The organism is Pseudomonas sp. MYb193 (assembly GCF_002966775.1).
Classification (GTDB): domain Bacteria; phylum Pseudomonadota; class Gammaproteobacteria; order Pseudomonadales; family Pseudomonadaceae; genus Aquipseudomonas; species Aquipseudomonas paracarnis.
The window spans coordinates 521,342-535,435 of the sequence record NZ_CP023269.1 but is presented as its reverse complement, the minus strand read 5'-3'; the positions used below and the strand labels follow the sequence as shown (position 1 = coordinate 535,435).

The window sequence follows — 14,094 nt, the reverse complement described above, 5'->3', positions numbered from 1 at the left end:
GCCCTGGAGCAAGCCATGCAAGACCTCGATCCCGTCGAAACCCAGGAATGGCTGGACGCCCTGGAATCGGTTCTCGACAAAGAAGGCGAAGACCGTGCTCACTACCTGATGACCCGTATGGGCGAACTCGCGACCCGCAGCGGCTCGCAACTGCCTTACGCCATCACTACGCCATACCGCAACACCATCCCCGTTACCCACGAAGCACGCATGCCTGGCGACCTGTTCATGGAACGCCGCATTCGCTCGCTGGTACGTTGGAACGCCATGGCGATGGTAATGCGCACGAACTTGAAAGATTCGGACCTGGGCGGTCACATCTCCAGCTTCGCTTCCAGCGCAACCCTGTATGACATCGGCTTCAACTACTTCTTCCAGGCCCCGACCGACGAACACGGCGGCGACCTGATCTACTTCCAGGGCCACACCTCGCCAGGCGTGTACGCCCGTGCGTTCATGGAAGGTCGCATCAGCGAAGAACAAATGAACAACTTCCGCCAGGAAGTCGACGGTCAGGGCCTGTCGTCCTACCCGCACCCTTGGCTGATGCCTGATTTCTGGCAGTTCCCGACCGTTTCCATGGGTCTGGGCCCGATCCAGGCGATCTACCAGGCACGTTTCATGAAGTACCTGGAAGCCCGCGGCTTCATTCCGGAAGGCAAGCAGAAAGTCTGGTGCTTCCTGGGCGACGGCGAGTGCGACGAGCCGGAATCCCTGGGCGCCATCTCCCTGGCCGGCCGCGAGAAGCTCGACAACCTGATCTTCGTCATCAACTGCAACCTGCAGCGCCTCGACGGCCCGGTTCGCGGCAACGGCAAGATCATCCAGGAACTCGAAGGCGTGTTCCGCGGTGCTCAGTGGAATGTGACCAAAGTCATCTGGGGCCGTTTCTGGGACCCATTGCTGGCCAAGGACGTCGACGGTATCCTGCAACGTCGCATGGACGAAGTCATCGACGGCGAGTACCAGAACTACAAAGCCAAAGACGGCGCGTTCGTTCGCGAGCACTTCTTCAACACGCCTGAACTCAAGGCGATGGTTGCCGACCTGTCCGACGACGAAATTTGGAAGCTCAACCGTGGCGGCCACGACCCGTACAAGGTCTACGCGGCGTACCACGAAGCGGTCAACCACAAAGAACAACCCACCGTCATCCTGGCCAAGACCATCAAGGGTTATGGCACCGGTGCCGGCGAAGCGAAGAACACCGCGCACAACACCAAGAAAGTCGATGTCGACAGCCTGAAGTTGTTCCGCGACCGCTTCGACATCCCAGTCAAGGACGAAGAACTGGAGAACCTGCCGTTCTTCAAGCCGGAGCCAAACAGCGCCGAAGCCCGCTACCTGAGCGAGCGTCGCAGCGCACTGGGCGGTTTCGTGCCACAGCGCCGTGCCAACAGCTTCAGCGTACCGACGCCAGACCTGAGCACCCTCAAGGCTATCCTTGACGGCTCGGGCGACCGTGAAATCTCCACCACCATGGCCTTCGTGCGCATCCTGGCGCAGCTGGTCAAGGACAAGGACATCGGCCCGCGCATCGTCCCGATCATCCCGGACGAAGCCCGTACCTTCGGTATGGAAGGCATGTTCCGTCAGTTGGGCATCTACTCCTCCGTCGGCCAGCTCTACGAGCCAGTCGATAAAGACCAGGTGATGTTCTACAAGGAAGACAAGAAGGGCCAGATCCTCGAAGAAGGCATCAACGAAGCGGGCGCCATGAGCTCCTTCATCGCTGCCGGTACTTCGTACTCCAGCCACAACCAGCCAATGCTGCCGTTCTACATCTTCTACTCGATGTTCGGCTTCCAGCGTATCGGCGACCTGGCCTGGGCCGCTGGCGACAGCCGCACCCGTGGCTTCCTGATCGGCGGCACCGCCGGCCGCACCACGCTGAACGGCGAAGGCCTGCAACACGAAGACGGTCACAGCCACATCCTGGCTGCCACCATCCCGAACTGCCGCACCTTTGATCCAACCTACGGCTATGAGCTGGCGGTGATCATCCAGGACGGCATGAAGAAGATGACCGAAGAGCAGCAGGACGTTTTCTACTACATCACCGTGATGAACGAGTCCTACCAGCAGCCAGCCATGCCGGCCGGTGTGGAAGAAGGCATCATCAAGGGCATGTACCTGCTCGAAGAAGACACCAAGGAAGCGGCGCACCACGTACAGCTGATGGGCTCCGGCACCATCCTGCGTGAAGTACGTGAAGCGGCGAAGATCCTGCGTGACGAGTTCAACGTCGGCGCCGACGTGTGGAGCGTTACCAGCTTCAACGAACTGCGCCGCGACGGCCTGGCCGTGGAGCGCAGCAACCGCCTGCACCCTGGCCAGAAACCAGCCAAGAGCTACGTCGAAGAGTGCCTGGCCGGCCGTAAGGGTCCAGTCATTGCCTCTACCGACTACATGAAACTGTTTGCAGAACAAATTCGCCAGTGGGTCCCGTCCAAGGAATTCAAAGTCCTGGGCACCGATGGTTTCGGCCGCAGTGACAGCCGCAAGAAGCTGCGTCACTTCTTCGAAGTCGACCGTCACTTCGTGGTGTTGGCAGCCCTGGAAGCCTTGGCTGACCGTGGTGAGATCGAACCCAAGGTGGTGGCTGACGCCATCGTCAAGTTCGGGATCAACCCGGAAAAACGCAACCCACTGGACTGCTGAGGAGATTTTTTGTGAGCGAACTCATTCGCGTACCTGACATCGGCAGCGGTGAAGGTGAAGTAATCGAGCTGTTTGTGAAGGTCGGCGACACCGTCGAAGCCGACCAGAGCATCCTGACCCTGGAGTCGGACAAGGCGAGCATGGAAATCCCTGCTCCCAAGGCCGGCGTGGTCAAGAGCCTGAAAGTGAAGCTGGGCGACCGCCTGAAGGAAGGCGACGAACTGCTGGAGCTGGAAATCGAAGGCGCTGCTGATGCAGCCCCTGCGGCCGCGGCTCCGGCCGCCGCTGCACCTGCTGCTGAAAAGCCTGCCGCTGCCGAGGCTGCTCCAGCCCCGGCCGCTGCACCTGCCGCCGCGACCGTCCAGGACATTCACGTCCCGGACATCGGCTCGTCGGGCAAGGCCAAGATCATCGAGCTGCTGGTCAAGGTCGGCGACACCGTCGAAGCCGACCAGTCGCTGATCACCCTGGAGTCCGACAAGGCCTCCATGGAGATCCCATCGCCGGCTGCAGGCGTAGTGGAAAGCATCGCGGTCAAGCTGGAAGACGAAGTCGGCACCGGTGACTTCATCCTCAAGCTCAAAGTACAAGGTGCTGCGCCAGCCGCCGCACCAGCACCGGCTGCTGCTCCGGCTGCCAAGGCTGAAGCGGCACCTGCCGCTGCTGCCCCTGCACCTGCCGCAAAAGCCGAAGCTGCGCCAGCCCCTGCGGCGGCTGCACCTGCGCCAAGCGGTACCAAGGTTCACGCCGGCCCAGCCGTGCGTCAGCTGGCCCGTGAATTTGGCGTCGAGCTGAGCGCTGTTGCAGCCAGCGGCCCTCACGGCCGTGTGCTGAAGGAAGACGTGCAGGTTTACGTCAAAGCCATGATGCAAAAAGCCAAGGAAGCTCCGGCTGCCGGCGGCGCTACCGGTGGCTCGGGCATTCCGCCGATCCGTACCGTAGATTTCAGCCGCTTCGGCGAAATCGAAGAAGTGCCGATGACCCGCCTGATGCAAATCGGCGCGGCAGGCCTGCACGCCAGTTGGCTGAACATCCCGCACGTGACTCAATTCGACCAGGCCGATATCACCGACCTGGAAGCGTTCCGCGTTGCGCAGAAAGCCGTGGCCGAGAAGGCCGGCGTGAAGCTGACCGTGCTGCCACTGCTGCTCAAGGCCTGTGCACACCTGCTCAAGGAACTGCCGGACTTCAACAGCTCGCTGGCGCCAAGCGGCAAGGCGATCATTCGCAAGAAGTACGTGCACATCGGCTTTGCGGTCGACACCCCGGATGGCCTGCTGGTACCGGTCATCAAGAACGTCGATCAGAAGAGCCTCCTGCAACTCGCTGGCGAAGCGGCTGCGCTGGCTGCCAAGGCCCGCGACAAGAAGCTCACCCCGGACGACATGCAGGGCGCCTGCTTCACCATCTCCAGCCTCGGCCACATTGGCGGCACTGGCTTCACGCCAATCGTCAACGCGCCGGAAGTGGCGATCCTGGGTGTGTCCAAGGCCACCATCCAGCCTGTGTGGGACGGTAAAGCGTTCCAACCCAAGCTGATGCTGCCACTGTCGCTGTCCTACGATCACCGTGTGATCAACGGCGCTGCGGCTGCGCGCTTCACCCAGCGCCTGAGCCAGTTGCTGAACGACATCCGCACCATCCTGCTGTAAGTCGCAGGGCCTTCCTGTTACCTGGAAGGCCCTTGCCACACCGATTTCCGAGCGCCACGCTCGTACCTCAACCCCGCCACTTGGCGGGGCTTTTTTTGCCTGTATTTTGTAGGAGCGAGCTTGCTGTGGCGAGGGAGCTTGCTCCCGCTGGAGTGCGAAGCGCTCCCAAGATTTTGGGGCCGCTGCGCAGCCCAGCGCAAGCAAGCTTGCTCGCCACACGCAAGCACCCTACCTGCGTCAACGCACCACCGATCACCCCAATTACAGAAATCCCTCGCGCGGCCGATAACAGGCTTATAGCACTTAGCCTTCATCCTCTCTTGTCACTGCGTCCTGCATGATGCAACCTTGCCGCAGTCGACAGTCAAGAGGGCGTGAGCCCAGCGCAGTGCGCATTTTCCCAAGCGAGTTTCCCCATGAAAAGCCAACCCGATGTCGCCCGTATGGCGGCCGAGGTAGTGACGCAATTACCGGTGCCTTCGCGCCTCGGTATGCTGCGTTTCGAGCGGCTTAATGAGGCAAGCTGGGCCCTGCTCTACCTCGATCCCAATTGCGAACGCCAGTTCGGCCTGCCGGCGGTAGAACTCTGCGCCTTGATCGGCACGCCCTACGCCAGCCTGATGGAACCCCAGGCGCGTTACCAGTTGCACGATGCGATTCAGCAACAACTGGCCCACAGCCCCCATTATCTGGTGCGCTACAACCTGCACACCCATGATGGCCCGCTGAGCGTGCTGGAGATGGGCGAGGCCTACAAACAACATAACCGCCACTTGGTGCGCGGCTACCTGATGGTGGTTGAGGGACTGTTCAGCGAGACCAGCGCGCCCGCCCCAACCGTCGACCTGGAAAACCAGAACAGCCGCCTGCAGATCGCCCTGGAGCTCAACCAGCGGGCGCAGCAGGAACAGTTGCAGCACCTGGAACGGGTGCGCGCCCAGCAAGAACTGATCCTGCTGCTGGCGCGCCAACGCTACACCACGCCAAACTCCCTGCAAGAAGCCGCTGAACTGATCACGCGCAGCGCCTGCGACATCTACCAGATCGACTGCGCCAGCATCTGGAACCTCGAAGGCCATCATCTGGTACCGATCTCCGCCTATCACCGCGCCGATCAACAACACCATCTGCCTGAAGCCATTGATGCCAGCGGCTTCCCGGATTATCTGGAGGCCCTGCACTCCAGCCGCGCCATCGACGCCACCCACGCCCTGCGCGACCCACGCACCCGGGAAATGGCCGAAAGCCTGCGCGCCAAGGACATCCACGCGATGCTCGACGCCAGCATCCGTGTCGACGGCCAGGTCGTCGGCGTGCTGTGCCTGGAGCAAGGTGGCAGCCCGCGCGCCTGGCAGTCCGATGAGATCGCATTCGCCGGCGAGCTGGCAGACCAGTTCGCCCAGGTCATCAACAACCACAACCGCCGCACTGCCACCAGCGCCCTGCACTTGTTCCAGCGCGCCGTGGAGCAAAGCGCCAACGCGTTTTTGCTGGTCAATTGCGACGGCGTGGTGGAGTACGTCAACCCCAGCTTCACCGCGATTACCCAATACAGCGCCGAAGAAGTCCACGGCCATCGCCTGGCCCAACTGCCAGCTCTGGAGAACCTCAGCGAATTGCTGTTCGACGCGCCTTCGGCCTTGGCCAAAAGCAACAGCTGGCAAGGCGAGTTCAAGAGCCGCCGCAAAAACCTGGAACCCTACTGGGGCCAGCTGTCGATTTCCAAGGTGTATGGCGACAACCGCGAGCTGACCCACTACATCGGCATCTACGAAGACATCACCCAGACCAAGCTGGCGCAGCAGCGCATCGAACGCCTGGCCTACACCGACAACCTGACCAACCTGGGCAATCGCCCGGCGTTCATTCGCAACCTCGACGAGCGCTTTGCCCGCGACAGCGACAGCCCGATCAGCCTGCTGTTGGTGGACATCGACAACTTCAAGCGCATCAACGACAGCCTCGGCCACCAGACTGGCGACAAGTTGCTGATCAGCCTGGCGCGCCGCCTGCGCAACAGCTTGAGCAGCGGCGGCAGCCTGGCGCGTTTTGCCAGTAACGAATTCGCGGTGCTGTTGGACGATGCCGACCTTGAGACCGGCCAACTGGTGGCCAGCCAGTTGCTGACTACCCTCGACAAGCCGATGTTCGTCGACAACCAGTTGATCAGCGTCACCGGTTCCGTGGGCCTGGCCTGCGCGCCGCTACATGGCCGCGACCCGCAGACCCTGATGCGCAACGCCGGCCTGGCCCTGCACAAGGCCAAAGCCAACGGTAAGCACCAGGTGCAAGTGTTTACCGAAGCGCTGAATGCCGAGGCCAGCTACAAGCTGTTCGTGGAAAACAACCTGCGTCGTGCCCTGACCCAGAACGAGCTGGACGTGTTCTACCAGCCCAAGCTATGCCTGCGCAGCGGTCGCCTGCTGGGCATGGAAGCACTGTTGCGCTGGAACCACCCGGAAAAAGGCATGATCCGCCCCGACCAGTTCATCAGCGTGGCTGAAGAAACCGGGCTGATTATCCCCATCGGCAAATGGATCGCGCGCCAGGCCTGCCGCATGAGCCGGCAATTGACGGCCGCAGGCCTGGGCAACTTGCAGGTGGCCATCAACCTGTCGCCCAAGCAGTTCTCCGACCCGGACCTGGTGGCCTCGATTGCCACCATCCTCAAGGAGGAACAGCTGCCGGCCAACCTGCTGGAGCTGGAGCTGACCGAAGGCTTGCTGCTGGAAGCCACTGAAGATACGCGCCTGCAACTGGACCAGCTCAAGAGCTTCGGCCTGACCCTGGCGATGGACGACTTCGGTACCGGTTACTCGTCGCTGAGCTACTTGAAAAAATTCCCCATCGACATCATTAAGATTGATCGCAGCTTTATCCATGAAATCCCGGACAACCAGGACGACATGGAAATCACCTCGGCGGTGATCGCCATGGCCCACAACCTCAAACTCAAGGTCGTGGCCGAAGGCATCGAGACCGCTGAGCAGTTGGCGTTCCTGCGCCGGCACCGTTGCGACGTGGGCCAGGGCTACCTGTTCGACCGCCCCATCCCGGGTGCCGAGCTGATGCAGAGGCTTAAACGCTACCCGCGCGGGCCAATCGCCTGACAGCGCTGTAACACTCGGGCACACTGGCTGTCTGACAATTTACTGTTACTCAACCTGACGAGAGGACTGATCATGGTCTTGCGCTCGGAAATTCTGGTGAACAAAAACGTGCTGCCTACTCAAGAACAAGCGTTGCCTGGTCGTGAAACCCCGATGAAGTTGCCCGAAACGCACTTCGTCAACGGCAACCCACTGCTGGGCCCGTTCCTGGATGACGTCGGCTTTGCGATCTTCGGCCTGGGCTGCTTCTGGGGCGCAGAACGCAAGTTCTGGCAGCACGACGGCGTGGTCAGCACCGTGGTTGGCTACGCCGGCGGCTTTACGCCTAACCCGACTTATGAAGAAGTCTGCTCGGGCCTGACCGGCCATAGCGAAGTGGTGCTGGTGGTGTATGACCAGGCCAAGGTGAAATACGAAGACCTGCTGAAGATGTTCTGGGAACTGCACAACCCGACCCAGGGCATGCGCCAGGGCAACGACATCGGCAGCCAGTACCGTTCGGTGATCTACGCCACTACGCCTGAGCAACTGGCGGCGGCCAAGGCCAGTGCCGAGGCGTATCAGCAAGAGCTGAGCAAGGCCGGCCTGGGTGAGATCACCACGGAAATCGAAGAGGCCCCGACGGTGTACTTCGCCGAGGCGTATCACCAGCAGTACCTGGCGAAGAATCCCCAGGGTTACTGTGGGATCGGCGGCACGGGCGTGACCTGCCCGATCTAAGGTCAACATAAACCCAATGTGGGAGGGGGCTTGCCCCCGATAGCGGAGTGTCAGTTACGGATGTAGTGGCTGATACTCAGCAATCGGGGGCAAGCCCCCTCCCACATTGGGTTGTGTTTGGCTGGAAAGGCAGTTATTCGGCGATGAGCCAATCCATCTGCCAGCCACCTTGGGTCTGGCCCAGTTGCTTGGACAGCCACGGCAGCAACTCACGCAATTCCTCTTCCAAGCCCCACGGCGGGTTGGCAATCGCCAGGCCCGAGCCGGTGAGGGTGTTGGGCGTGTCCAGCGGATGCACCAGCAACTCCACACGCAGCAGCTTCGGCGCACCGGTGCCGGCCAGGTCCTGGTAGAAACGGCGCAACATGCGCTGGTCTTTCACCGGGTACCAGATCGCCGCCACCGTCTGGCGCATACGGCTAACAGCCTCCTTGAGGGACGCGGCGCAACGCTGCATTTCGTCGAGTTTTTCAAACGGCGGGTCGATCAGCATCAGCGCGCGCTTTTCCGGCACCGGCAGCAAGGCCCGTGGCACGTGCCAGCCTTCGCCCAGGTGCACTTTGACGCGGCGATCACCCTTCATGTTGTCCTTGAGCAGCACGCCATCTTCCGGGTGCTTCTCATTGAGCAGCACACGGTCCTGGGGCCGCGTGAGGCGGCGCGCCAGTTCCGGCGAGCCGGGGTAGTAGCGCAACTGGCCATCCGGGTTCATCTCGTGCAGCACGCGCATGTAGTCGGCGGTGAGCGGCGGCAGGTCGCTTGCGCCCCACAGGCGGGCGATGCCTTCCAGGTACTCACCGGTGCGGTTGGCCTGGTCGCCCTGCAAATCGTACAAGCCAATGCCTGCGTGAGTGTCGAGGTAGGCGAACGGCTGTTCCTTGCGCGACATCAGGGCGATGAGGCGGGTCAAGGTCAGGTGTTTGAAGACATCGGCATGGTTGCCGGCGTGAAAGGCGTGACGATAATTCATGGTTGCTCCTGCGCAGGGGGCGAAGTTTACCTTCTACCGGCGCAAAGGTGCAGGGCCGCATGGCGGGCGGCACGGACGTCACGCTATCGCCAGGGGCTCAACTGAGCTGCGAGGCAAGGTAATCAGCCAATGCCCCATGGCTGATTTGCGGCCTGCGTGCGAAATAGATGATCTTGTGCTGCAAGATCGCTGGCGTAAACGCGGTATAGAGGTCAGGGCGCTGCTCCTGGAGCCATTGCAGCAGATTGTCGACCAGCACCTTTGGTGAATGTTGCGCCATATGCTTGAGCAACGATGCCGGTACCTGCCACCAGGGGCTGGCCGGGGCCGCAGTAACGGGTTTGGCCGCCACCGACAGCGGCTGGCCGTTGATCAAGTAGCGCTGGAACACTGGCAATACGCGCCCGGCCTCGTCGCCTAATAGCTGCAACATCGGCAAAAGGTGCGCGCCGTCCCAGAAACGCAAAAACACCGGTTGGCTTTCCGGCAGGTACACCTGGGTCAAACCCTTCAAATGCGCGATCACCACCTCCAGCGGGCTGGATGAGACCGCCAGCCAGCCCCAATCCGACGCTTGGGTGGTGGCTATCCAATCGAGAAAAGCACTGCTCGGCTCAACGATGCCAACGTAGGGCATGACCTCATCCCAGTCAGCGTAGGCCGTGCCCGCCCAGATCGGATGCGGCATCTTTGCAGCGGCCGTGGCTTGCCAGGCGGCGAGCGGCTTGGCGTCGCTGGCATTGCCCAGCACGGCGTACAGCTGTTCATCAGGCTGCAACGGGTAGTGCGCCAGCCAGGCATTGGGCGTCAAGAGCGCGGGCATCAGGACGCACTCCGCGTATGGGCGTCGATGTCGCACTGGCCGTTCTTGCAGCGCTCGCATTCTTCGCAGAACGGCGCGCTGCGTTTCAGGCTGACCACTTGTGCACGGCTTAACGGCGCGGGAATCGCTGTCAATACAGCCTCTTTCAACCCGGGCATTAACGGCGCCGGCGTCGGGGCAGGCGCGCTGCCGAGCTGGATCGGCACGCTGCTGAATATCCCGCCCGCTGACAACGTGATCGACTGCCCGCCCGCCTGGATCGTCACGCTGGCACCCGCATCAATGATGATGCTTTGCCCGGCCCCCAGCGCAATGATTTGCCCGGCACGCATGTGCTGCGAACCGCCAACCACTAGATGGTCATCCTGCTCGAGCTGCGTCAAACGGTTGCCGTGGGTGATGCGCTGCTCTTCGCCCCGCAGCTCATGGCGCGACTCGCCGCCCACCTGCACGCGACGCTGGTTATCGACCTGTACCTGCTGGTCGTGCAACACATGTTGGGTCCAGTCCCGCTGGGCGCGCAGGTAGATTTCCTCGGCCCCCTTGCGGTCCTCGATACGCAGTTCGTTGTAGCCACCACCGCCAGGGCTGCTCTGGCTACGCCAGAGACTACGGGTCTTGTCCGCGGGCAGGTCGAGGGGCACTGGCGTGGCGGCGTTGGGCAGGCACCCCACCACCAGCGGCATGTCCATGTCGCCATTGACGAACCCCACCAGCACCTCCATACCGACACGGGGGATCAGCACCACGCCATAACGGTCATGGGCCCAGCCGCTGGCTACCCGCAGCCAGCAACTGGAATGGTCGTTGTGCTCACCGACACGATCCCAGGCCAGTTGCACCTTGACCCGGCCGTACTCGTCACAGTGGACCTCACTGTCAACCGGGCCGGTAACCACCGCGCTTTGATACCCCGATACCGTCGGGCGCGGCTGCTCCGGCAAAGGCGGACGAAACACCGCATCCCATGGCGCGGCGACAAATGTGTTGCGATACCCCTGGCGCAGCTCCCCACCCTCCTCCTCGGTAACCGCCTCCTCCAGCACCTGCGGTTGTTTGCCTTCATGGCGCACCTGCGTCACTAACCACAAGTCATTCCAGTCCTCGCGGGGGTGCTCGCGCAACTGTAAAAACCGACCACTGGCCAACGCCAGCTCATCGCCCTGGCCATGGGCACTGCGATAGTCGCTGCGGTGCCGCTCCAAGCCACGCTGGGCGAGGCATCTGCCTTGGGCTCGGTCGGAAAAGTTGCCGGGGTAGCGCTGTGCTTCAAGCTTGGGCAATGACTCATCGACGGCTGCGCTTTCCAGCTCGACATGGGGTTTGCGAAAGTCGTAATCGCGAAGATTCAACGCCGTGGTGCAGGTCGCCAATTGCAAGGTGAAGCGCTTGATCGCAGGGCTAGCGGCGACCATTCCCGAACCAGGCCGGTACGGCGTGGGCTGATCTGCCTGGGCAAATACGGTCTGGTCATCGCCAAACACCAGCAGGTGCCCTTCGGAGGAATGCTGGAAGTGATAGTGAATACCCAGCTCGGCACACAGGCGCTGGATGAACGCCAGGTCGCTCTCGCCGAACTGCACGCAATATTCACGCTCAGGGTAATCACCGCTCAACCGGAACTCGAAGCGGTCACTGTGAATCCCCTGCCCGGCCAGCACTTGGGCAACAATCTGCGGCACCGTCTTATGCTGGAAAATACGCTGGTGACTGCTGTGCGCCAGGTACGCCAGATGCGGCGCAAGGCTGAGCTGGTAGCGCGTCAGGCGCCGGCCCGAGTCGCCCTGGGCAACCCGATACACCAGGCCGTGAACGCCATGCCCCTGATCGTCGAAGCCCAAGTACACTTGGCGATGCAGCAAGCCCTCCAGGTCGATATCCGGCAGCTCGCTGACCAGCTCAAGTTCAAAACGATAGGGCTGGCTGATGGCCTCGGTGCCGTCGAACGCGAACACCTCGAAATCACTCGGCGCCCCATCCAGGGCCAGGGTAAATGCAGGTTGGTTGGCAGGAGCGAACATCCGGTGTTTCTCTGCGAAGGGTGGGCGGCCGATTCTGCACCAGCCGTTCGCCTGGCCGAGCGCTGCCTCGGCAAATAAGTAAGGTCCTACGTGAGCACCGCTGGAACCCACAGGCATCGACGGCAATTGCACCAATCAGCCCCCACAAAAAAAGGCCCAGCGTCCTTCGGACGTGGGCCTTTTTTGTTCTCAGCAGGCTTTAAACGCCCAGCGAATTACTTGTTCAAGTTGTAATCTTTTTCCGCAGCATCAAAACGCTCGACCATACCCACCGTCGGTGCGCCCATCTTGCTCACGAAGTAGATCGCCAGGCTGGCGAAGATGAAGCCTGGGATGATTTCGTACAGGCCCAGCAATTCGAAGTGCTTCCACACGATCACGGTGATCGCGCCGACCAGGATGCCGGCCAGTGCGCCGTTGCGGGTCATGTGTTTCCAGATGACCGAGATCAGTACCACAGGGCCGAAGGCTGCACCGAAACCGGCCCAGGCGTAGCTGACCAGGCCCAGTACGCGGTTTTCCGGGTTGGCGGCCATGGCGATGGCGATCAAGGCCACGACCAGTACCATCAGCCGCCCGACCCATACCAATTCAAGCTGGGAAGCGCCTTTGCGCAGGAACGCCTTGTAGAAGTCTTCGGTCAGGGCGCTGGAGCACACCAGCAGTTGGCAGCTCAGGGTGCTCATCACAGCCGCCAGAATGGCCGACAGCAACACACCAGCAACCCATGGGTTGAACAGGATTTTGGCCAGTTCGATAAACACACGCTCTGGGTTTTCAGTCACCGGGCCTGCCACTTCCGGGTGCGCCGAGAAGTAAGCGATACCGAAGAAGCCCACCGCCACGGTGCCGCCCAGGCACAGGATCATCCAGGTCATGGAGATGCGACGCGCCTTGGCGATCGACTTAACCGAGTCCGCCGCCATGAAACGCGCGAGGATGTGCGGCTGGCCGAAGTAGCCCAGGCCCCAGCCCATCAACGAGATAACGCCGATGAAGGTGGTGTTTTTCAGCATGTCGAAGCTGGTCGGGTCCTTGGCTTCAATGGCCAGGAAGGTGGTGTCTACGCCGCCGGTGGCCAGCAGCACGATGATCGGCGTGAGGATCAGCGCGAAGATCATCAACGTGGCTTGCACGGTGTCGGTCCAGCTGACTGCCAGGAAACCACCGATGAAGGTGTAGGCAATAGTCGCCGCAGCACCGGCCCACAGCGCGGTCTCGTAGGACATGCCGAAGGTGCTTTCGAACAGGCGGGCGCCGGCGACGATGCCGGAGGCGCAGTAGATGGTGAAGAACACCAGGATCACCACGGCGGAGATGATCCGCAGCAGGCCGCTTTTATCTTCGAAGCGGCTGGAGAAGTAATCCGGCAGGGTCAGGGCGTCGCCGTTGTGTTCGGTCTGCACGCGCAGGCGGCCGGCCACGAACAACCAGTTGAGGTAAGCACCGACGATCAGGCCGATGGCAATCCAGCTTTCCGACAGACCAGACATGTAGATCGCGCCCGGCAAGCCCATCAACAGCCAGCCGCTCATGTCGGAAGCACCGGCGGACAAGGCTGTCACCACGCTACCGAGGCTGCGGCCGCCCAGGATGTAATCGGAAAGGTTGTTGGTGGAGCGATAGGCCATCAGGCCGATCAGCACCATTGCTGCGATGTAGATCACGAACGTGATCAGGGTTGGATTACTAACGCTCATAGGAGTGACGCCCTGGCTTTGTTTTTATGTAGCGACGGTCATGGGGACGGCCACCCGTGGATAACCGGATAGACGAACCTGCATGCCGCGCATTTATGACTGGCGTTTCCCCAGGAAAGCCGCCAGCCGATGAACCCACCCTGAGGGTTGGTTGCACCTTGGTGCGCGAATGCTATTCAACAAAGCAAATAAGGTGCAACCAGTTTCTGCCGATTAAGTTGCACCCAAGTATGTTTTAGGACAAACGCGCTTTTTTTGCTCCTTTTCGGAGCAAGAACAGCCGATCTCAGAAGCAAATGCACCAGCGTGGAGCTAATTCGGTCGTGTGTTTATTTTTTTCCGATCAAGCGTCGAACATTTAACCAACAAAAGGGTTGCACCCGGTTGCACCTCAGGATGGGCAAAGCTAATCTTGCCGCCAGCAGATGCCACTCGGT

At 61.3% G+C, this 14,094-nt stretch carries 8 protein-coding genes; 4 read left to right on the top strand and 4 right to left on the bottom strand.

Annotated features, from left to right (window positions below):
* Nucleotides 1-15 precede the first annotated feature (15 nt).
* The 4 genes from aceE to msrA all read left to right on the top strand — a co-directional run bounded on the left by aceE (nt 16) and on the right by msrA (nt 8,143).
* Nucleotides 16-2,661 carry a pyruvate dehydrogenase (acetyl-transferring), homodimeric type gene (aceE, locus tag CLM72_RS02355; protein ID WP_003187985.1) on the top strand — a complete coding sequence of 882 codons (2,646 nt, stop codon included), beginning with the start codon at nt 16-18 and terminating at the stop codon, nt 2,659-2,661.
* 11 nt (nt 2,662-2,672) lie between these two features.
* Nucleotides 2,673-4,313 (top strand): dihydrolipoyllysine-residue acetyltransferase, encoded by a 1,641-nt coding sequence (aceF, locus tag CLM72_RS02350; RefSeq protein ID WP_105225521.1) that lies wholly within the window; start codon nt 2,673-2,675, stop codon nt 4,311-4,313.
* 416 nt (nt 4,314-4,729) lie between these two features.
* On the top strand, nt 4,730-7,423 hold the full coding sequence (locus tag CLM72_RS02345) for a bifunctional diguanylate cyclase/phosphodiesterase (protein WP_054918895.1): 2,694 nt from the start codon (nt 4,730-4,732) through the stop codon (nt 7,421-7,423).
* Nucleotides 7,424-7,495: 72 nt separating this feature from the next.
* Nucleotides 7,496-8,143, top strand: coding sequence for a peptide-methionine (S)-S-oxide reductase MsrA (gene msrA, locus CLM72_RS02340; RefSeq protein ID WP_073524798.1), 648 nt, complete (start codon nt 7,496-7,498; stop codon nt 8,141-8,143).
* Between the two features lie 133 nt (nt 8,144-8,276).
* On the opposite strand, the gene CLM72_RS02335 is transcribed toward msrA, so the two are convergent.
* The 4 genes from CLM72_RS02335 to putP all read right to left on the bottom strand — a co-directional run bounded on the left by CLM72_RS02335 (nt 8,277) and on the right by putP (nt 13,657).
* Entirely contained in the window at nt 8,277-9,113 is an 837-nt protein-coding gene (locus CLM72_RS02335) for a 23S rRNA (adenine(2030)-N(6))-methyltransferase RlmJ (RefSeq protein ID WP_032893901.1), read from the bottom strand.
* A 97-nt stretch (nt 9,114-9,210) separates the two neighbouring features.
* On the bottom strand, nt 9,211-9,936 hold the full coding sequence (locus tag CLM72_RS02330; protein WP_105225520.1) for a DUF4123 domain-containing protein: 726 nt from the start codon (nt 9,934-9,936) through the stop codon (nt 9,211-9,213).
* Nucleotides 9,936-11,957, bottom strand: coding sequence for a type VI secretion system tip protein VgrG (locus CLM72_RS02325; RefSeq protein ID WP_105225519.1), 2,022 nt, complete (start codon nt 11,955-11,957; stop codon nt 9,936-9,938). Before CLM72_RS02325 ends, CLM72_RS02330 begins: the two co-directional genes overlap by 1 nt.
* Before the next feature lie 215 nt (nt 11,958-12,172).
* Nucleotides 12,173-13,657, bottom strand: coding sequence for a sodium/proline symporter PutP (putP, locus tag CLM72_RS02320; protein ID WP_105225518.1), 1,485 nt, complete (start codon nt 13,655-13,657; stop codon nt 12,173-12,175).
* Nucleotides 13,658-14,094 lie beyond the last annotated feature (437 nt).

Bases quoted from the DNA above. Each gene is read 5' to 3' on its own strand.
- CLM72_RS02345 (WP_054918895.1), top strand. From the start codon at position 4,730: ATGAAAAGCCAACCCGATGTCGCCCGTATGGCGGCCGAGGTAGTGACG.
- CLM72_RS02335 (WP_032893901.1), bottom strand. From the start codon at position 9,113: ATGAATTATCGTCACGCCTTTCACGCCGGCAACCATGCCGATGTCTTC.
- CLM72_RS02330 (WP_105225520.1), bottom strand. From the start codon at position 9,936: ATGCCCGCGCTCTTGACGCCCAATGCCTGGCTGGCGCACTACCCGTTG.
- msrA (WP_073524798.1), top strand. From the start codon at position 7,496: ATGGTCTTGCGCTCGGAAATTCTGGTGAACAAAAACGTGCTGCCTACT.
- aceE (WP_003187985.1), top strand. From the start codon at position 16: ATGCAAGACCTCGATCCCGTCGAAACCCAGGAATGGCTGGACGCCCTG.
- putP (WP_105225518.1), bottom strand. From the start codon at position 13,657: ATGAGCGTTAGTAATCCAACCCTGATCACGTTCGTGATCTACATCGCA.
- CLM72_RS02325 (WP_105225519.1), bottom strand. From the start codon at position 11,957: ATGTTCGCTCCTGCCAACCAACCTGCATTTACCCTGGCCCTGGATGGG.